This is a genomic window from Bacillus tuaregi (genome assembly GCF_900104575.1).
Classification (GTDB): Bacteria; Bacillota; Bacilli; order Bacillales; family Cytobacillaceae; genus Bacillus_BD; species Bacillus_BD tuaregi.
This window is the reverse complement of record NZ_LT629731.1, coordinates 2,907,473-2,927,775: the sequence shown is the minus strand read 5'-3', so window position 1 is coordinate 2,927,775 and position 20,303 is coordinate 2,907,473. Positions and strand designations below refer to the sequence as shown.

Genomic DNA, 20,303 nt, shown 5'->3' with positions numbered 1-20,303 from the left:
AAAAAAGGTGTGGGTTAATTGGATAACAGTCATTTTAATCATCCATCAAATTATAATAACAGGGAAATCAGCTGGCTTGCTTTTAATGAGCGTGTGCTGCAAGAAGTTCTAGATAAGAGAAATCCATTATTGGAGAGAATAAAATTTTCTGCCATATTCAGTTCTAATTTGGATGAATTTTTTATGGTTCGGGTCGCAGGGTTAAAGGATCAAGTAAAAGTGGGATTTATGAAACCAGAAAATAAGGCTGGTATGACTCCTAAGCAGCAGCTGGAAAAAATTTCAGAACGGGCCCATAACCTAGTAAAACTACAAGATCAGACATTTCAACAACAAATTCTCGATGAGTTAAAAGCAGAAAATATTCATTTATTAAAGGTAGATGAATTAACGGCAGCGCAAAAAAAATATCTAGAGCTTTATTTTGATGAGCAAATCTTTCCTGTTTTAACACCCATGGCTGTAGACGCCTATCGTCCTTTTCCAATGCTATTAAATAAAAGTATTAATATCGCAGTTTCTATTGAAATTGAAAATATGACTGAACAGGTTAATAAACAGCAGCTAGCGATTGTACAGGTTCCATCCTTGTTAGAGCGTTTTATTGAAGTACCATTTATTGATGGGACAACTTGTTTTGTTCTACTTGAAGAAATTATTTGTTATTTTATCTCAAAGCTGTTTAATGGTTATCAAATTCTCTCTGTGACACAATTTAGAATAACGCGAAATGCCGATTTAGAAATTCATGAAGAAGGGGCTAGAGACTTACTTCAGGTTATTGAAAAAGAATTGAAAAAACGCAAATGGGGTGCAGCAGTCCGCTTAGAGATAAAGGAAGAACATCTAGATGAACAAATATTAGCCTATTTACTCAATGAACTTGAAATTGAAGAAGAGGATGTCTATTATATATCAGGACCATTGGACAAAACATTTTTGTTCTCCTTTTATAAAGTATTTGCTTCACGGAGGGATGACCTCATCTATGAACCGTTTATTCCAGTTCCTTCTTTAGAAATTGATAGTAGCAAAGATATTTTTCAAAATGCTTTGGATCACGATATGTTGCTACATCACCCTTATGAATCGTTTCAGCCAATTCTTGATTTTGTTTCAGAGGCTGCAGATGACCCGAACGTATTGGCTATAAAACAGACACTGTATAGAGTGAGTGGAGATTCACCTGTCATTGAAGCATTAAAGCGGGCAGCAGAAAATGGCAAGCAGGTAACTGTATTAGTTGAATTAAAGGCGAGATTTGATGAGGAAAATAATGTACAGTGGGCAAAGGAACTGGAGAAAGCTGGATGTCATGTCATTTATGGAATGACTCATTTAAAAACACACAGTAAGATTACAATGGTTGTTCGAAGAAAAAATGGCATGATTGAGCGATTTATTCATCTTGGTACAGGTAATTATAACGATCAAACAGCAAAGATATATACGGATTTTGGCTATATCACAACTAAAAGGAAATTTGGCATTGATGCAACGAATTTTTTTAACTATTTAAGCGGATATACACAAAAACCCGTTTACCATCATTTGGTTGTCGCGCCCCATAATATTAGAGGCGAATTTATAAAACTTATTGATCAAGAAATAGACTATCACAAGAAATTTAACAATGGTCATATTATTGCGAAAATGAATTCATTAACAGATAAAAAGATTATTATCAAATTGTATGAGGCATCTTGTGCAGGGGTTAAAATCGATTTAATCATCCGTGGAATCTGTTGTCTGAAGCCTGGAATTGAAAAGGTTAGTGAAAATATCAGGGTCATCAGCATTGTCGGAAGGTTTTTAGAGCATAGTAGAATATATTACTTCTTTCATAATGGTGAAGAAAAAATTTATTTATCGTCTGCAGATATGATGACAAGAAATATGGAAAAAAGAGTGGAAATCCTATTCCCAATCTTTGAAGAAAAGTTAAAACTAAAATTAAAGGATCTCCTTTCACTTCAACTGTCGGACAATATGAAAGCGCGGGAACAGGATCGTGAGGGAGTGTATCACTATAATCAAAAAAAGGAGAATGAACCTGAAATTGATAGTCAGGCAATTCTAATTGAAAAGTCAAAATTGTTCATAGAGGACATAGAAGAGTAGCTAAATAAATAATTCTCCTTGACAAAAAGAGCAGCTAATAAAGGCTGCTCTTTTCTATGGGTGATTTTATTTTATCGGTCTTTTTCGTTCAATTAATTTGCTTGTTTCAAGGTGAATAGTGTTAATTCAGGTTTTGACAGGAAACGAAAGGGTAATCTAGTAGTCCCCAAGCCTCTATTTACATATAAAGTTAACAGGTTTTGTGCTTCACCTATTTTATAGAAGCCTTCATAGTATAGCTCGCTATAGGGAGGCGTGACCAGGGCACCGAAAAATGGAATCTTAACCTGTCCACCATGACTGTGTCCGCTAAGCTGGAGATGAATTCCTTCATCAACTGCTAATTCAGCCATATCGGGCTCATGAGCGAGGAGAATCTTATATGTGTCAGGAGGTAAACCTACGGTCGCATAGGCTAAGTCTGGTTTCCCAAGCATAGCATCATCTAGCCCAATCAGATGAATACGACTGTCATCAAGCAGCTTGATTTCTTGAGCAGAATTTTGCAATAATGTAAAACCACTTTTATCCATTATGTTCTTGTAAATATCCGTTCCGTAGCCACCATGGTCGTGATTTCCATAGATGGCAAATTTCCCGAAGGGGGCATTAATATTTGAAAGACTAGGAATAATTTGCTCACTATTTGGATATTTATTCGGCTCATCCATTAAATCACCAGTGAAAAATACAATATCTGGCTGGAGTCGATTAATTCGATCCACTAATTTATCCAGTTGTTTGATTGTATATTGGAAACCGAGATGTGTATCGCTGAATTGAACCATTTTAAAGTGATTAAAGCTGTTCGGGATGAGGGGATGTTTAATGGTATGACGGTTGATATCAAGCAATCGTGGTTCTATTTCTCTGGCGTAGTAATAACCACCGCCTCCGGCAGCAACCAAGGCAAATAAAGCGCCTATTGTTTTTTTGATAAATGTTCTCCGTGTTATTTTTTTTGACATCTAATAATCCAACCTATCATTAAAATTACCTTCTTCTATACTATCAAACGTTCTTTAAGATTAGAAGTAAATTACCAAAATATATGCATAAACCGTGAGCTGTAGGACAAAATTTTGCATTATTTTATGCTGCAGACATGAAGGAAAATAAAGTATGGTATAATTATTCATTATCCACGAGGAGGTTCAATATGGACGCATTGGATATCTTAACCAACTTAGACCATTGTTTTCCGTATTTTCAGCCGGTATTCAGTGCAGATGAACATCGAGTCATAGGTTATGAAATTTTAGGAAGATATAATGGTGGTGGTCAGGTCATTAGCCTGGGACCATTTTTTCAGGACAATAACATACCGGAGGAATATCGCTTAGAAGTCGATAATACCGTACTAGCAAAGGCATTAGAGCTGGCAATTGGCTTAGATCCTGATGTACTGTTATTTGTGAACAGAGATGCAGACCTGCTTATTCATGATAGTGGAGAAGAATTCTTGCAGTTTTTACTCAAGTTCCAAGAGAAGGGGATTAGCTTAGAACGTATTGTCCTAGAAATCGCCATGGATGAATCGAAGGACGAGATGGATCATTTGTTAAATTATTACCGAACATTTGGAATCAAGATTGCAATTGATAAATTGGGAGATGAGAGTAGTCATTTGGATCGAATTGGTCAATTAAAGCCTGATATCGTAAAGGTTGATTTGATGCCGCTTCGTTCCATGAACCCCCCGCCTGCCTATCAGGATACATTATACTCTTTATCCATTTTAGCTAGAAAAATCGGTGCAACCCTCTTGTTTAAAAACATTGAAATGATTTATCAGCTTCAATTCGCCTGGCAGCATGGTGGTAGGTACTATCAAGGCTTTTACTTGGAAAAACCGTTATCGTATTTTATTCCAAGGGATATCTTAAAGGATAAATTAAAGGAAGAATTTCATGAATTTATCGTGTATGAAAAGAAAAAGCTGGAATCCATTTTTGCGATTACAGAGAGTTTTCAAGTGAAGCTTCAGGAAATTTTGACCAAAAATCGTAAATCCATGAATTTTGAAGAGCTATTGAAATCGCTCAGTAAAGACCTGGATCACGTTGCTTTAAGAATGTATATATGTGATGATGACGGCTTTCAACTATCTCCGAATATGTTTAAAAATGACGGGAAATGGGAACTTCAACCAGCGTATACAGGTAAAAATTGGAGCTGGCGGCCTTATTTTTTAGAAAATATGATTAGAATGCGGAATGACAAAAAAGGAATTTTGTCGGATTTATACTGTGATATTGAAACGGGTGAAACCACGAGAACGTTTTCCTTTCCACTGAATGCTCATGAATATTTATTTATAGACTTAACTTATGATTTTCTCTATCAACATGATAGTCTACTTTAATTAATGCGTGACAGCTTCTATTCATCTAAACTTGTCGAAAAAAGTTCAATTTATTGTATTTATGTAAAAAAAACTCGATTTTTCTCCATCTTTTACTTGTATAATCAGTTCACTTTATTTTATGCTGTTTATATTGGCTAAATCATTTTCGTACAGGAAAATTTAGACTTTAGATTTATGGTTTAGAAATAGGTCAAATGAGAAACCTAGTAGTAGGATATTTGGCTTTTGTTGAAAGGAGAGGGAGCATGTCACAGCTTCAAGGGATTATATCAAGGTTGAAGAACCTGCAGGAACAATCAAGTAATGGAGAACCTTCACAACGTTTTTTTGAGGTGAACGGTGAACGGAAATGTCAAGTTACGTATCAACCGAAGTCTGAAACCTTTGAGTTGGAGGTTTATTTTGATAAGGAAAAGCCAAAGAGATACCAATTCGATAATATCGATATGATAACAATTGAAATCTTTGATTTAATTCAATAATTAGCAGAAAAAGGGAACCGATTCGGTTCCCTTTTTTTTTACAGATAGCCTTCTAATATGAATCGAAACAATCATTTAGTGATATTTCGTCTCTGATTTATAACAAAATGGGCTGAGTGAAGGAAGCGAAAAAAAGTAAACTGTGTTAAAATATATGTTATGAAATAATAAAGTTTAGGGAGTTTTCAGCTATGATCAATCTTGGCAATGAGTTTTTAAATTTGAATATCCGCAACTTAATGATTCCTTCTGAGCGGGTTGCTCATGTTCAAGTAGGAAATAGTCTGGAGCATGCTCTTCTGGTATTAACAAAAAGTGGTTATACAGCTATACCCGTCCTTGACCCCTATTATAAGCTTCATGGACTCATTTCTACCCCCATTATTATGGAATCTATTCTTGGACTCGAGAGAATTGAGTATGAAAAGCTGGAACAGAGCCGTGTTGAGCAGGTGATGAATAAAACAGTGCCACACCTTCCGGTTGATGCTTCTATTCAGAATACTATTGCACTATTAGTTGACCATCCTTTTTTATGTGTGGAAAATGAAGCAGGATTGTTCGAGGGGATTTTAACAAGAAGAGCTGTATTACATTTGTTAAATGAAGGTCTTCAAGACGATGCCCATTAATGGAGGATGTCAAACGACATCCTCTGTTTTAATGCTTATTAAATAGATAAAGAAAGTGTTAAATAGAAAGGATTGTTTTAATGGACAAAGCATTGACTGAAGGACAGTCAAGTAAGAAAACCAATCGACCGATTGTTCTAGCCTCGATTATGCTGGCTATGTTTTTAGGAGCAATTGAAGGGACGATTGTCTCAACCGCAATGCCGGCTATTGTCGGTGAATTAGGTGGCTTTTCGTTATATGGCTGGGTATTTTCTAGTTATTTATTAATGAATGCTGTTACGGTTTTAATTTATGGAAAGCTTTCTGACTTATTTGGAAGAAAACCCATATTATTAATTGGAATAATTATTTTTCTAATCGGCTCGATTCTTTGTGGATTTGCTCAATCCATGACCATGCTGATTGTCTTTCGCTTTATTCAAGGTTTGGGTGCAGGGGCGATTACACCTATTGCGACAACCATTGTAGGTGATATCTATACGAAAGAAGAAAGAGCGAAAATCCAAGGCTATCTTTCAAGTGTGTGGGGAATATCCGCTATCGCTGGACCAGCGTTGGGTGGAATTCTCGTTGAGTATGTGAGCTGGCGATTTGTTTTTTGGCTTAATCTACCACTTGGAATTCTAGCAATGGTTGGTGTTGGTGTATTTTTACACGAGCATGTGGCAAAGAAAAAGCATCGAATTGACTATAGAGGGGCAGTACTCATCATGATTTCGGTATCGTGCCTCATGTTTGTTCTAGTAGAGGGAGGAACCCGCTGGGCATGGATGTCTTTTGAATCGATAGCATTACTAGCGGTTAGTATAGCTGCCTTTGTTTTATTTTATTTCCAAGAGAAAAAGGCGGATGAACCTATGATGCCTTTTTCCATTTGGAAGGAACGTCCAATCTTTATTGCCAATATGACATCTATGACTACTGGAATCATGCTTATAGGTATATCAAGCTATCTGCCTACGTTCGTACAAGGTGTTATGGAGCGGTCACCAATTGTTGCCGGTTTTGCCTTAACAACCATGTCGATTGGTTGGCCGATTGCTTCAACCTTTGCTGGTATCCTTCTGTTAAAGATTGGTTTTCGGACGACCTCTCTTTTAGGGGGAGCGGCCCTGATTATGGGAAGTATTTTATTTATTACGTTAACCCCTGATGCCGGTCCATTATGGGCAGCTGTCGGTTCCTTCATGGTTGGACTTGGGATGGGACTTACTACAACGTCATTTATTGTTGTGATACAGAGTTCTGTTAGCTGGGAACAAAGAGGGATTGCAACAGCCTCTAATTCTTTTATGAGGAACTTAGGGAATACGATAGGTGCAGCATTGCTTGGAGGAATATTAAACAGTCAAATCCTGCGTTATTTCAAAGAAAATGGACAGGATTTTAACGCCGATCTGTCTGTTGATTCAATAACAGTGCTATTGAATCAAAATGAAAGGAATTTGTTGCCTGACAGTTTGCTGCAATTTCTTCAGGATGGGCTAACCTATTCTCTGCATATTGTCTATTATGTAGTCCTTTTAATTGCAGTAATCAGCTTTATTTTGATTTTATTATTGCCGAGGGAGAAAAAGGTCTGATCCGATAGATTTCCACAAATATCTTCTCATAAATTCATTTGTTTTTTTTACACTAATGAAAGTGAGGAGATGATACTATTGAAAAAATTAGTTCCTTTTTTACTAACCATCCTAATCAGTTTGAGTATAATACCGACCGCAACTAATGCTCAATCGATTACGATGTTCAAAGAACCACCGTTTGAATTCTATAAAATCTCAAAAGGGGATACGTTTTGGTTTATTGCCAAACGCTATGGTTTAGACTACAAACGACTAATGGAGCTGAATCCTGACACGAACCCCTACAATATGCAAGTGGGAGGAGTCATTCGCTTAAAGGAAAGTGCGGCTTCAGTGAGCTCTTTTGAGGAAGAGGTCGTTCGTTTAGTAAATGCTGAACGGGCAAAACAAGGATTACGTTCCCTTCAGCATCGTGCCGATGTCAAAAATGTGGCCGAGAAAAAAGCCATGGATATGATTAACAGTAACTATTTTTCTCATACAAGTCCAAACTATGGCAGCCCCTTTGATATGCTCAAAACCTTCGGTATATCCTATCGATCCGCTGGTGAAAATATTGCGAAAGGGCAAAAGTCCCCACAGGAGGTTATGAATGCTTGGATGAATTCGTCTGGTCACCGTGCTAACATTCTAAATCCAAGCTACAATGCGATTGGTGTAGGCTTTTATAATGGAGCCTGGGTTCAATTATTTATTCAGTCGTAAATAAATGCTGGCAAAGCAGAGCATTGTCTCTGTATTTGTCAGCCTTTTTAATGAGTAATCGGTGCTAGATACAGTTATTTTTGCTTGTTTTCAATGCTTTTGTTTGATAAAGTAATTTCTAGCAATATATATATTGAAAACATAGGGGGTAAGGGAATTGAACATGATGGATGCAAATGAAATCATCTCATTTATTCAAAACAGTAAGAAGTCAACACCTGTAAAAGTTTACATAAAAGGTAATCTAGAAGGCTTAGAGTTTGGCTCAAACAGTAAAGCATTTATTAATGGAAACAGTGGTGTTGTATTTGGTGAATGGGAAACAATTAACCAGGTAATTGAAGAGCATAAAGAACAAATTGAGGATTATGTGATTGAAAATGATCGCAGAAATTCAGCTATTCCGTTATTGGATATGAAAAATATCAATGCTAGAATTGAACCAGGTGCTATCATTCGTGATCAAGTTGAAATTGGTAATAATGCCGTTATTATGATGGGAGCTTCTATCAATATTGGGGCCGTTATCGGTGAAGGCACGATGATTGATATGAATGCGGTACTAGGTGGACGAGCTACTGTTGGGAAAAATTGTCATATTGGGGCAGGAACTGTATTAGCAGGCGTAATTGAGCCGCCATCCGCTAAACCGGTTATTGTTGAGGATGACGTTGTCATTGGAGCAAATTGTGTTGTACTTGAAGGTGTTACAGTAGGAAAAGGAGCAGTAGTTGCAGCGGGTGCGATCGTTATTGACGATGTCCCTCCATATACTGTTGTAGCAGGTACGCCAGCGCGCGTCATTAAAGAAATCGATGAAAAAACAAAATCAAAAACTGAAATTAAGCAAGAGCTTCGTCAGCTATAATGAAGACATAGGCGTGGACCGTATAAGTTCACGCTTTCTTTACAGAATTTTCCCACTCTATTACACGGAAAGGAAGGTGTCATGCAATGAGTTCATTTGTTCAAATTCGCCGTGATCTTCATCAAATTCCGGAGCTTGGCTTTCAAGAGTTTAAAACACAAGCATATGTTTTATCCTACCTGCAAACTCTTCCAACAGAGAGAATGGAAATAAAAAAATGGGAAACAGGTATCTTTGTAAAGGTTAAAGGGACAGAGCCGCAAAAAATAATTGGCTATCGAACAGATATTGATGGCTTGCCGATAGTAGAAGAAACAGGGCTCGAATTTTGCTCCAAGCATGAAACTGAAATGCATGCATGTGGGCACGATTTCCATATGTCGATTGCGTTAGGGGTATTAACACATTTTGTTCTTAGTCCAATCAAGGATGATTTATTATTTATTTTTCAGCCTGCTGAAGAAGGCCCCGGTGGTGCGGAGCCAATGTTAAAATCGGATATTATGAAGGAATGGATGCCAGATATGATTCTTGCCCTTCATATAGCGCCTGAATATCCGGTTGGAACAATTGCTATAAGAGAAGGACTGTTATTTGCCAATACATCTGAATTATTCATTGACTTAAAAGGGAAAGGCGGTCATGCGGCATTCCCACATCAAACAAACGACATGATTATTGCAGCCTGTTCGTTAGTGACCCAGCTACAAACAATTATTTCTAGAAATGTTGATCCGCTTGATAGTGCAGTGATAACGATAGGTAAAATAACAAGTGGGACTGTACAGAATATCATTGCTGAAAGAGCAAGACTTGAAGGGACCATTCGGACCTTGTCTGTAGAGTCAATGGATAAAGTGAAAAAACGAATTCAAGATATCGTCAATGGGATAGAAGTAGGGTTCCAATGTGAAGCAAACATTGATTTCGGAGTTATGTATCACCAGGTCTATAACGAAGCGAAGCTGACAAGGGAGTTTATGGAGTTTGTTGAGCAGAGAACAGACGTTAACGTCATAGAATGTAAAGAAGCCATGACAGGTGAGGATTTCGGATATATGTTAAAGGAAATTCCTGGGTTTATGTTCTGGCTTGGTGTTGAATCAGATTATGGCCTTCATCATTCAATGCTTAACCCGAATGAAAAAGCCATTGATACAGCTGTTAAAATGATTTGTCAATATATCGATTATAAAGGTAATGAATAAAGAGAAAAACCGGGAAAAAACCGGTTTTTTTTATTGCTTGCTTTTTATTATATGATAAAAATGATACATATAATGAAGCGTATTTATGCTAAAATATGAAGAACATAGCTTGTAAGACTGTTGGAGGAATGAATTGTGAAAAAGGAATTTGCAGTAATAGGCTTAGGTCGTTTTGGAGGCAGTATTTGCCGTACACTTGCTGAACAAGGAATGGAAGTGATGGCAATTGACAATAACGAAGACCGGGTCAATGAGTTTTCTGCTATTGCTTCACACGCAGTTGTGGGTGATACTACTGATGAAAAAGTATTAAAAAGTCTTGGAATACGTAACTTTGATCATGTAATTGTTGCCATAGGTGATAATATTCAAGCAAGCATATTAACTACTATTATTTTAAAGGAGCTCGGGGTAAAGAATATTACGGTCAAAGCACAAAATGACTACCATGAAAAGGTACTTTTGAAAATTGGCGCTAATCACGTTGTACACCCAGAGCGCGATATGGGGAAACGAATTGCGAATAATATGATTTCCAATAGCGTTCTTGATTATTTGGAGCTCTCTGAGGAGCACAGTATCGTAGAGATTGTTGCGAGTGAAAAAATTGATGGCCATTCCATTATTAATTTAGACATACGGGCTAAATATGGAATTAACATCGTTGCAATAAAAAGAAGTAATGAAATCATTGTTTCACCACAGGCGAACGAAATCATCCATGAAAAGGATATTCTTATTGTCATCGGGGCAGATGCAGATATCAACCGATTTGAGAAAAAAGTGTTATAAAAAAAGCACCTATTAGGTGCTTTTTTCATTCTTATCATGTACTACACTTCCATAATAATCGGTAAAATCATTGGACGACGTTTTGTTTTTTCGTATAAATATGGGGCAAGTGTATCCGTTATTTCATTTTTGATTTCTGACCACTGTGTTGTTCGTCGTTCCATTACTTTATTTAGATGTTTTGTAATGAGAGCCTGGGCATCATTAATTAAATCGCTCGATTCTCTCATATAGACAAATCCTCGTGAGATAATATCAGGACCGGCTGCTATTTTAAAATCCCTCATATTGATGCTGACCACCACCACAACAAGCCCTTCCTCAGAGAGGATTCGTCGGTCACGCAGGACAATATTACCAATATCACCGATACCGCTTCCATCAATATATACATTACCGGAAGGCACTTTACCAGCTACTCTAGCTTGATCCTCGCTGAGGGCAAGTACTTCTCCGTTATCCATAATAAAACAGTTTTCTTCCTCAACACCACAATCAACGGCTAATTTCGCATGCATAATCTGCATTCTATATTCACCGTGGATAGGCATGAAAAATTTTGGCTTAATCAAACGAAGCATTAATTTTTGTTCTTCTTGTCCGCCATGACCAGAGGTATGAATATCACTTAACTTTCCATGGATAACCTCTGCTCCAGCTCTAAACAGCATATTAATGGTACGGCTAACACTGATTGTATTTCCAGGAATAGGTGATGAGGAAAATACAACTGTATCACCAGGAATAATTTGAATTTGACGGTGTGTACCATTAGCTATTCGCGATAATGCTGCCATCGGTTCTCCCTGACTTCCGGTACACAATATCGTAACCCGATCGGCAGGTAGGCGGTTAATGGTCTGGGCGTCGATAAACGTATCCTTTGGAGCACGAATATAACCAAGATCAAGACCAATATTGATAGCTGCTTCCATACTTCGACCGAACACAGCTATCTTGCGGCCGTTCGCAATCGCTGCTTCTGTTACCTGCTGTAGTCGGTGAATATTTGAAGCAAAGGTAGCGAATATAATCCGTCCTTGTACTTTTCGGAAAATATCATGAATGGTATCTCCGACGCGTCTTTCAGACATAGTAAAATTTGGTATTTCACTATTTGTACTGTCGGATAGTAAGCAAAGAACACCTTCCTTACCAATCTCCGCCATCTTGGTTAAATTAGCCGGTTCTCCTACTGGTGTAAAATCAAATTTAAAGTCACCTGTATGAACGACCTGTCCTGGAGGAGTTTTGACTACAATACCGTATGAATCTGGAATGCTATGTGTCGTACGGAAAAAAGTAACCGATGTTTTGCGGAATTTAACCACATCATCCTCTTTAATTTCATGGAGCTTGGCTTGTCTTAAAAGGCCATGTTCTTCTAATTTATTACGCAGGAGTCCTAATGCCAGCTTTCCTCCATATATTGGAATGTTAATTTGGCGAAGTAAATAGGGAATCCCGCCGATATGGTCCTCATGACCATGGGTGATAAAAAGACCTTTAATCTTTTCCTCATTTTTTACTAGGTAGGAATAATCAGGTATCACATAATCGATACCAAGCAATTCATCCTCTGGAAATTTAATTCCGGCATCAATGAGAATGATTTCATCCTGAAATTGAACTGCATACGTATTTTTACCGATTTCCCCGAGACCGCCCAGGGCAAATACAGCAGTCTGATCATTTTTTACAAATTTCATTATTTATATCTCCAATACTTTAAAATCTTCATTCTGTTGTTCATATTCTAAAAATGCTCCATTGATAGGACTAACAAATTCAATATTGTAAGGATGGTCTTTTAGCTTTTGGCGTATTTCCCTTACTGTTTCGCCTTCAATATAAATCGTTTTTGTCTTTTCACGCACTGGTACTTGGTTTTTTGATTCCTGGAAAAATACCTTATAAATCACACAAATCACTCCTTAATCCCTTTTCAACTAATTATTTTTATAAAAAAACAATCATAATATATGTTTTTTCATTCTTTCCAATTTCCTTTTAGTATAGCCGTTTGATGATGATAAGTTAAGTTCCGGTCATGGGCGGTGCACTTTACTTTTGCTGTTGGAAAAAAATAAGGAAGGAGCCCTTCGAAGTGTGAAGGGCTCAAATAAATCAGGCAATTGATTTTTTTCGCAACATATCGTTCCACTGTTTTAAAAGCTTTTTTTTCAGCTTCTTTAACATTGTGGCTCATCTCCTTATTTCTATTTTAAACAATCCTAGTACAAAGTAAAGCAGAAATGGCTGTTTAAAAAAGATTTATTCTCCTTTTTAGTTATATTCTTTGTCTAAAAACAGGAAACATTGCATGGAGAAACATGGAATTTAATCTAATTGAAGGTAGAGATGCGGGGATGATATTAAAGAATTTTAATTGTAAGAAAAAAGGCAGCTAGCTGCCTTTTTGGTTAACGTCCAATTTTTATTGCGTTTTCAGGTTCCTTCATTGGATTTGATTTATCAATATGATCGTAAAACATGATTCCATTTAGATGGTCAATTTCATGCTGAAAAACGATTGCGGGGAGTCCTTTTAAGCGAAGTTTTACTTCCGTTCCTTCAACATTATACCCTTTTACTGTTACTCTTGCATGTCTAGGTACGTAGCCTGGATAGGGGTCATCGACAGATAAGCAGCCTTCACCAGAAGCTAGAAAAGACTTTTCGACAGAATGGCTGATTATTTTGGGATTGATGAGGGCGTAGCTGTAAAGCTTATCGTTTTCATCTGTCACGTGAACAGCAATCATTCTTTTTGAAACATTAATTTGCGGTGCTGCCAAACCGACTCCAGGACGCAAACCATGCTTTGCGGATATATCTGGATTCTGGCTATTTTGAACATATTCTAATAACTCATTTAGGATTTTCTTGTCTTCATCAGAAGCAGGTAAGCTGACTTCAACAGCAGTTTTTCTTAAAGTTGGATGTCCATCGCGGATAATATCATCCATTGTAAGCATATGTAAACACTTCCTTCTTAAATCATGTAGTCCAATTTTAACAAAGAAAAGATAAAAAGTTAATAAAAATGAGGTGGGTTGAATAAAGCATAATATCGTAAAAAAATAAAATAATAACAGAAGCTAGGGGTAGTGACTGTGGGTAATCACTGTATATATAGTGATAAATAAGGGTTTTTGAGATTAACGGCATTCAAATTATCAATAAGAATTATTATTTTATATCACTTGTTTTATTGAAATAATAAAAGGGAAAAGTATATTTTTATGCAGATTCTTTCCTATAACAGATATGAATTAATAGATATGTTATATAGTACAGTTTAAAGGATGCATTGTAACAGTTTGATAATTACTGAGCAATCTAATTTGAAAAATCACGAAAAACTTTAATCATTTCCGTTGACTATCCTCGTTTTTATCAGTAAACTAATAGTGCAGTTCGAAATGTGTATCATTATTTTTTAAAAAACATACTGGTACAGAAAGTGGTTGTTATGATATAGTTGTAACATTGTTGTAACAACTTACAACTGAGAAAGACCGCAGGAGTATTATCAATTAGTAGTAATTTAACTGCCTTTACCTAGTAGTACAAAGGTAAGTATTCTATATTGAAAAAGTTTTAAACGAGAAAAGCTATGATTACTTAATTTTTGGATACTCTATTAACGTCTAAAAGAAAAGAAAGGATGACTGGGATGGCTTCTAATACAAAGAATGTACAATTTGATGCAACTGCTCAAGTTGAGAAAATCGCTGAACAGTTTCAAATGCTGCAAATACTAAACGAAGAGGGCCAGGTTGTAAATGAAACAGCTATGCCTGATTTAAGTGATGAAAAATTACAAGAATTAATGCGCCGTATGGTATATACAAGAATACTTGATCAACGTTCTATTTCATTAAATAGACAAGGTCGCTTAGGTTTTTATGCTCCGACAGCTGGTCAGGAAGCATCTCAATTAGCTTCCCAATTTGCACTCGAGAAAGAAGATTTTATCCTGCCTGGATATCGTGACGTACCGCAAATCGTATGGCATGGTTTGCCGTTATACCAAGCATTTTTATGGTCAAGAGGACATTTTGAAGGTGGTCAAATTCCTGAGGGTGTCAACGTGTATGTTCCGCAAATTATTATTGGTGCACAATACATTCAAACCGCTGGTGTTGCTCTAGGTCTTAAAAAACGTGGGCAAAAGGCTGTTGCCATTACATATACAGGTGATGGTGGTACGTCACAAGGGGATTTCTATGAAGGAATTAACTTTGCAGGTGCCTTTAAAGCACCGGCAATCTTCATTGTCCAAAATAACCAATTTGCTATCTCGACACCAAGGGAAAAACAAACGGCTGCCGAGACACTAGCGCAAAAAGCAGTTGCAGCTGGAATCCCGGGAGTTCTAGTTGATGGGATGGATCCTTTGGCAGTATATGCAGCGGTAAGTCAGGCTCGTGAGCGCGCTGTTAATGGAGAAGGTCCAACTTTAATTGAAACTTTAACCTATCGATATGGTCCGCATACTATGGCAGGCGATGATCCAACACGCTATCGTACTTCTGACCTTGATAACGAATGGGAGAAGAAAGACCCGCTTGTTCGTTTCCGTAAATACTTAGAAGCTAAAGGGTTATGGAATGAAGAAAAGGAAAATGAAGTAATCGAACAAGCTAAAGAAGATATAAAAGAGGCAATTAAGAAAGCAGATACTGCTCCAAAACAAAAGGTAACAGACTTAATGTCTATTATGTATGAAGAAATGCCTCATAACTTAAAAGAACAATATGAAATTTATCAAGCAAAGGAGTCGAAATAAGCCATGGCGCAAATGACAATGATTCAAGCAATCACGGATGCGTTACGTACAGAACTGCGCAATGATCCAAATGTATTAATTTTTGGAGAAGACGTTGGCGTAAATGGCGGTGTGTTCCGTGCCACTGAAGGGCTTCATCAGGAGTTTGGTGAGGATCGCGTATTTGATACACCGCTTGCCGAATCAGGAATTGGCGGATTAGCATTCGGTTTATCCTTGCAAGGCTATCGTCCTGTTCCAGAAATCCAATTTTTCGGTTTTGTTTTTGAGGTATTTGATCAAATTGCTGGTCAATTAGCGCGTTTACGCTACCGTACAGGTGGTAAATATCATGCTCCGGTAACCATTCGTGCACCATTTGGTGGTGGAGTTCATACTCCTGATATGCATGCGGACAGTTTAGAAGGGCTTATGGCTCAATCGCCAGGAGTAAAGGTAGTCATTCCTTCAACACCTTATGATGCAAAAGGACTATTAATCTCTGCAATTCGTGATAATGACCCAGTTGTCTTCCTAGAACATATGAAGCTATATCGTTCATTCCGTCAGGAGGTTCCTGAAGAAGAATATACAATTCCTCTAGGTAAAGCTGAGGTGAAACGTGAAGGAAAAGATGTTTCCATCATTACTTATGGAGCAATGGTTCATGAGTCATTAAAGGCTGCGGAAGAACTTGAAAAAGAAGGTTATTCGGCTGAAGTGATTGATTTACGAACAGTTGCACCGCTTGATATAGATACGATTATTGCTTCTGTTGAAAAAACTGGTCGTGCAATCGTTGTTCAGGAAGCACAAAAACAGGCGGGGATTGCCGCACAGGTAGTAGCTGAAATTAATGACCGTGCAATCCTAAGTTTAGAAGCGCCTGTATTGCGTGTTGCGGCACCTGATACAGTATTTCCGTTCCCGCAGGCAGAAGCTGTCTGGCTGCCAAACTTTAAAGATGTAATCGAAACAGCTAAAAAGGTATTAACGTTTTAATCATTATTCATTGCCCTGTATGTTTTGTGCTGGTATTACAATGATAAAGTAAGCTATAACAAACAACAGGGCATATGCTTTTATTAAGAGAACAACTACTTTAGACATGATGCTATAGGAGGTTAATGATCAATGTCTTTTCAATTTAAAATGCCTGATATAGGTGAAGGTATCCATGAAGGTGAAATAGTAAAATGGTTTGTAAAACCGGGAGATAAAGTCCAAGAGGATGACGTATTGTGTGAAGTCCAAAATGATAAGGCTGTTGTTGAAATTCCGTCTCCAGTAGAAGGAACGGTAGAGGAAGTATTAGTTGGTGAAGGTACCGTTGCAACAGTGGGACAGGTGCTAATTAAATTTGATGCACCTGGATATGAGGACTTACAATTTAAAGGTGATGAATCAGACGAACAGCCGAAAGCACAGGAGGAACCGCCAAAAGCCGAGGCAGCTTCTAATGTAGAAGCTGCTCCAGCGGAAGTGGCACCTAATCGCCATATCGTAGCAATGCCATCTGTTCGTAAATATGCTCGTGAAAAAGGTGTAGATATCCGAATGGTTCCTGGAAGCGGGAATAACGGACGTATTACAAAACAAGATATTGAAGCATTCATCAACGGCGGAGCTCCAGCAGCTGTAGCGGAAGATGCACCAGCTGTTGAAACAAAAGCAGAAGAAACCGCTAATGTTCAAGCACCTGTTATTCCAGAGGGACAATACCCAGAGACTCGTGAAAAAATGAGCGGTATCCGAAAAGCGATTGCGAAAGCAATGGTAAATTCTAAACATACTGCACCGCATGTAACCTTAATGGATGAAGTGGATGTAACGAAACTTGTTGCAAATCGTAAAAAATTCAAAGAAGTTGCTGCTAATAAAGGAATTAAATTAACTTTCTTACCTTATGTTGTTAAAGCCTTAACGAGTGCATTACGTGAATTCCCTGCACTTAATACATCGCTTGATGATGCTAATAATGAAATCATCCATAAGCATTATTATAATATTGGAATAGCAGCTGACACAGAAAAAGGTCTATTAGTACCAGTAGTAAAAGATGCTGATCGCAAATCTATCTTTAATATTTCAAATGAAATTAATGAACTTGCTGTTAAAGCACGTGATGGAAAGCTTGCTCCTGATGAAATGAAGGGTGCATCATGTACAATTTCCAATATCGGTTCTGCTGGTGGACAATGGTTCACACCTGTAATCAATCATCCGGAAGTGGCTATTCTTGGTATCGGAAGAATTGCGGAAAAGCCAGTTGTTAAAGATGGAGAAATCGTAGCAGCTCCTGTACTTTCTTTATCATTAAGCTTTGATCACCGTATGATTGATGGTGCTACAGCACAAAATGCCTTAAATCATATTAAACGTTTACTTAATGACCCAGAACTATTGCTAATGGAGGCGTAATAAATGGTAGTCGGAGATTTTCCAATTGAAACAGATACAATAGTAATTGGTGCTGGCCCTGGCGGATACGTTGCGGCTATTCGTGCAGCGCAGTTAGGACAAAAAGTAACGATTGTAGAAAAAAATATAGTCGGCGGTGTTTGCTTAAATGTTGGATGTATTCCTTCTAAAGCACTTATCGCAGCGGGGCATCGTTACGAAACAGCTAAACATTCAGCTGAGTTTGGTATTAATGCCGATAATGTAACAGTTGATTTTTCTAAAGTGCAAGCGTGGAAGTCAAGTGTTGTGAAGAAGCTGACTGGTGGAGTTGAAGGTTTATTAAAAGGAAATAAAGTTGATATTGCTTACGGTGAAGCTTATTTCGTTGATAATAATTCACTTCGTGTAATCGGTGAGAATTCATCACAAACTTATAATTTCAAAAATGCGATTATTGCAACTGGATCACGTCCAATTGAATTACCTGCGTTTAAATATTCCAAGCGTATCTTAAATTCAACTGGTGCTTTAGCATTAGATGAAATTCCAGAGAAGATCGTTGTAATCGGTGGGGGCGTTATCGGCTTAGAGCTAGGTGGTGCTTACGCAAACTTCGGTACACAGGTTACGGTTATTGAAGGTGCTGATGATATATTGCTTGGATTTGAAAAGCAGATGACCTCACTTGTTAAACGTAATATGAAGAGCAAAGGGGTAGAATTCTTCACGAAGGCAAGTGCAAAAGGTGTCGAAGAAACGGATAATGGTGTTGTTGTAACATTTGAAGTGAAGGGCGAAGAACAGAAAATTGAAGCGGATTATTTATTCGTCATGGTTGGACGTCGTCCGAACACAGATGAAATGGGTCTTGAACAAATTGGTGTGAAAATGACTGATCGCGGCATTATTGAAATAGATAAGCAGTGCCGTACAAATATCAGCAATATCTATGCAATTGGTGATATTGTTCCTGGACCGCAACTTGCACATAAAGCATCATATGAAGCTAAAATTGCTGCAGAGGCTATCGCTGGACATCCGTCCGAAATTGACTATTTAGGCATTCCTGCGGTTGTTTTCTCTGAACCTGAGCTGGCTTCTGTTGGATATACTGAACAGCAGGCGAAGGATGAAGGGATTAAGATAGTAGCAGCGAAATTCCCGTTTGCTGCAAATGGCCGTGCTCTTTCATTAGATAGCACAGACGGTTTTATGAAGCTTATTACAAGAAAAGACGACGGGATTGTAATTGGTGCTCAGATTGCAGGCGCTAGCGCATCTGACATGATATCTGAGTTAGGCTTAGCGATTGAGGCAGGAATGACAGCTGAGGACATTGCTATGACAATACATGCTCATCCAACTCTTGGTGAAATTACCATGGAAACAGCAGAGGTTGCTTTAGGCAGTCCAATCCATATAGTGAAATAATGAAAAAAGCTGGCATTTCGCCAGCTTTTTTCATGTCTCTATCCCCCATATATAGTAAAACGGACATTATCAGCATTTCTAGGAGGAAGATAAAACCCTTGAAATGGATGAAATAATATCCGCTGTTGAAGCTTTCCCTTCTATTTCGACGATGACCTTGTTGCGATAATATACAAGCAGTGCGGGGCAATGATCGACTTTAAAGAGATTACCATACTCGTCCAGTTCTGAAGCCGAGAGAATTTTCATGTGTTTCATCTCCTCTGGATATTCCTGCTTCAACTCGATTATGGCATCATAATAGGAAACCTCTTGCTCTAAAGCCTTATCATCGGAAAAAAATACAATTTGCTTTGTATTATGGTCAACATTTAATGAATGCTGCGGCTCTCTTTTGTCACAAGAAATGATTAACAATAATGTAGAAGCCAATAATAGGATGGGTTTCCCTCTCATGTATTCAAAGCCTCGCTTTACTAGATAAATCGTAATAATCAGTCAAAATAATTCTGCTTATGAATGTAAGCAATATGATACCACACATAATTGCCAATATCTGTATTGTTATTTAATTGTTACATAATTGAAAAATAAGTAAGAAGGCTCATACATATATTTTACAGTAGACTTGCATTGTACTTAATCAATGGTGGTGTTATATATGCGGGTATATACTGTTGTCATCATTCAGTTAATGATTTGGAGTGGCTTTACTTTTATTGAATGGCTTTCATCTTTAGATTGGTTTATCTATAAATTGATGATGTTTTTTATCTTTATTTATCTTGCCATCGTGATTGGTAATCAATTTACCCAATCTACAAGGAAGACCGTAATGATTACTATATTTAGTCTATGTTTATACGGCTTCTTTCATATGGCTATGCTATCCCTATGGTAAAAAGCATGTCTAAACAGGGATTCTTTTTA

At 37.6% G+C, this 20,303-nt stretch carries 19 protein-coding genes; 14 read left to right on the top strand and 5 right to left on the bottom strand.

What is annotated here, in order from left to right:
• Positions 1 to 18 precede the first annotated feature (18 nt).
• Positions 19 to 2,121, top strand: coding sequence for an RNA degradosome polyphosphate kinase (locus BQ5321_RS16365; RefSeq protein WP_071395503.1), 2,103 nt, complete (start codon positions 19 to 21; stop codon positions 2,119 to 2,121).
• A gap of 92 nt (positions 2,122 to 2,213) precedes the next feature.
• On the opposite strand, the gene BQ5321_RS16360 is transcribed toward BQ5321_RS16365, so the two are convergent.
• Positions 2,214 to 3,089, bottom strand: coding sequence for a metallophosphoesterase (locus BQ5321_RS16360; protein WP_071395502.1), 876 nt, complete (start codon positions 3,087 to 3,089; stop codon positions 2,214 to 2,216).
• A 191-nt stretch (positions 3,090 to 3,280) separates the two neighbouring features.
• On the opposite strand from BQ5321_RS16360, the gene BQ5321_RS16355 reads away from it, so the two are divergent.
• From BQ5321_RS16355 to BQ5321_RS16320, 8 genes are all read left to right on the top strand, one after another.
• The gene (locus BQ5321_RS16355) at positions 3,281 to 4,486 is read left to right on the top strand and encodes an EAL domain-containing protein (RefSeq protein WP_071395501.1); all 1,206 of its coding nucleotides are present in this window, start codon (positions 3,281 to 3,283) and stop codon (positions 4,484 to 4,486) included.
• 248 nt (positions 4,487 to 4,734) lie between these two features.
• Positions 4,735 to 4,971, top strand: coding sequence for a YkuJ family protein (locus BQ5321_RS16350; protein ID WP_071395500.1), 237 nt, complete (start codon positions 4,735 to 4,737; stop codon positions 4,969 to 4,971).
• Between the two features lie 191 nt (positions 4,972 to 5,162).
• Positions 5,163 to 5,603 (top strand): cyclic-di-AMP-binding protein CbpB, encoded by a 441-nt coding sequence (cbpB, locus tag BQ5321_RS16345; RefSeq protein ID WP_071395499.1) that lies wholly within the window; start codon positions 5,163 to 5,165, stop codon positions 5,601 to 5,603.
• A gap of 80 nt (positions 5,604 to 5,683) precedes the next feature.
• Positions 5,684 to 7,189, top strand: coding sequence for an MDR family MFS transporter (locus tag BQ5321_RS16340; protein WP_071395498.1), 1,506 nt, complete (start codon positions 5,684 to 5,686; stop codon positions 7,187 to 7,189).
• A gap of 69 nt (positions 7,190 to 7,258) precedes the next feature.
• On the top strand, positions 7,259 to 7,897 hold the full coding sequence (locus tag BQ5321_RS16335; protein ID WP_084786837.1) for a CAP domain-containing protein: 639 nt from the start codon (positions 7,259 to 7,261) through the stop codon (positions 7,895 to 7,897).
• Positions 7,898 to 8,054: 157 nt separating this feature from the next.
• Positions 8,055 to 8,765 (top strand): 2,3,4,5-tetrahydropyridine-2,6-dicarboxylate N-acetyltransferase, encoded by a 711-nt coding sequence (dapD, locus tag BQ5321_RS16330; RefSeq protein ID WP_071395496.1) that lies wholly within the window; start codon positions 8,055 to 8,057, stop codon positions 8,763 to 8,765.
• Between the two features lie 86 nt (positions 8,766 to 8,851).
• Positions 8,852 to 9,973, top strand: a complete 1,122-nt coding sequence (locus BQ5321_RS16325; protein ID WP_071395495.1) for an N-acetyldiaminopimelate deacetylase — start codon at positions 8,852 to 8,854, stop codon at positions 9,971 to 9,973.
• Positions 9,974 to 10,108: 135 nt separating this feature from the next.
• Complete coding sequence (locus BQ5321_RS16320; RefSeq protein WP_159433437.1) at positions 10,109 to 10,765, top strand: potassium channel family protein; 657 nt, start codon at positions 10,109 to 10,111, stop codon at positions 10,763 to 10,765.
• A gap of 41 nt (positions 10,766 to 10,806) precedes the next feature.
• Here the strand turns inward: BQ5321_RS16320 and rnjA are convergent, their stop codons facing one another.
• The 3 genes from rnjA to def all read right to left on the bottom strand — a co-directional run bounded on the left by rnjA (position 10,807) and on the right by def (position 13,743).
• Positions 10,807 to 12,474, bottom strand: a complete 1,668-nt coding sequence (rnjA, locus tag BQ5321_RS16315; RefSeq protein WP_071395493.1) for a ribonuclease J1 — start codon at positions 12,472 to 12,474, stop codon at positions 10,807 to 10,809.
• Positions 12,475 to 12,477: 3 nt separating this feature from the next.
• Positions 12,478 to 12,687: a DNA-dependent RNA polymerase subunit epsilon gene (locus BQ5321_RS16310; RefSeq protein WP_071395492.1), complete on the bottom strand. Its 210-nt coding sequence runs from the start codon at positions 12,685 to 12,687 to the stop codon at positions 12,478 to 12,480.
• A gap of 501 nt (positions 12,688 to 13,188) precedes the next feature.
• Positions 13,189 to 13,743 (bottom strand): peptide deformylase, encoded by a 555-nt coding sequence (def, locus tag BQ5321_RS16305; protein WP_071395491.1) that lies wholly within the window; start codon positions 13,741 to 13,743, stop codon positions 13,189 to 13,191.
• A gap of 701 nt (positions 13,744 to 14,444) precedes the next feature.
• Between def and pdhA the strand changes: the two genes are divergently transcribed.
• The 4 genes from pdhA to lpdA all read left to right on the top strand — a co-directional run bounded on the left by pdhA (position 14,445) and on the right by lpdA (position 19,373).
• Positions 14,445 to 15,560, top strand: a complete 1,116-nt coding sequence (pdhA, locus tag BQ5321_RS16300) for a pyruvate dehydrogenase (acetyl-transferring) E1 component subunit alpha (RefSeq protein WP_071395490.1) — start codon at positions 14,445 to 14,447, stop codon at positions 15,558 to 15,560.
• Between the two features lie 3 nt (positions 15,561 to 15,563).
• Positions 15,564 to 16,541: an alpha-ketoacid dehydrogenase subunit beta gene (locus tag BQ5321_RS16295; RefSeq protein ID WP_071395489.1), complete on the top strand. Its 978-nt coding sequence runs from the start codon at positions 15,564 to 15,566 to the stop codon at positions 16,539 to 16,541.
• 132 nt (positions 16,542 to 16,673) lie between these two features.
• The gene (locus tag BQ5321_RS16290) at positions 16,674 to 17,960 is read left to right on the top strand and encodes a dihydrolipoamide acetyltransferase family protein (RefSeq protein WP_071395488.1); all 1,287 of its coding nucleotides are present in this window, start codon (positions 16,674 to 16,676) and stop codon (positions 17,958 to 17,960) included.
• Between the two features lie 3 nt (positions 17,961 to 17,963).
• On the top strand, positions 17,964 to 19,373 hold the full coding sequence (lpdA, locus tag BQ5321_RS16285; RefSeq protein ID WP_071395487.1) for a dihydrolipoyl dehydrogenase: 1,410 nt from the start codon (positions 17,964 to 17,966) through the stop codon (positions 19,371 to 19,373).
• A 78-nt stretch (positions 19,374 to 19,451) separates the two neighbouring features.
• Here the strand turns inward: lpdA and BQ5321_RS16280 are convergent, their stop codons facing one another.
• Positions 19,452 to 19,829, bottom strand: a complete 378-nt coding sequence (locus tag BQ5321_RS16280; protein WP_084786836.1) for a hypothetical protein — start codon at positions 19,827 to 19,829, stop codon at positions 19,452 to 19,454.
• A 205-nt stretch (positions 19,830 to 20,034) separates the two neighbouring features.
• On the opposite strand from BQ5321_RS16280, the gene BQ5321_RS16275 reads away from it, so the two are divergent.
• Positions 20,035 to 20,274 (top strand): hypothetical protein, encoded by a 240-nt coding sequence (locus BQ5321_RS16275; RefSeq protein ID WP_071395486.1) that lies wholly within the window; start codon positions 20,035 to 20,037, stop codon positions 20,272 to 20,274.
• Positions 20,275 to 20,303: the final 29 nt, after the last annotated feature.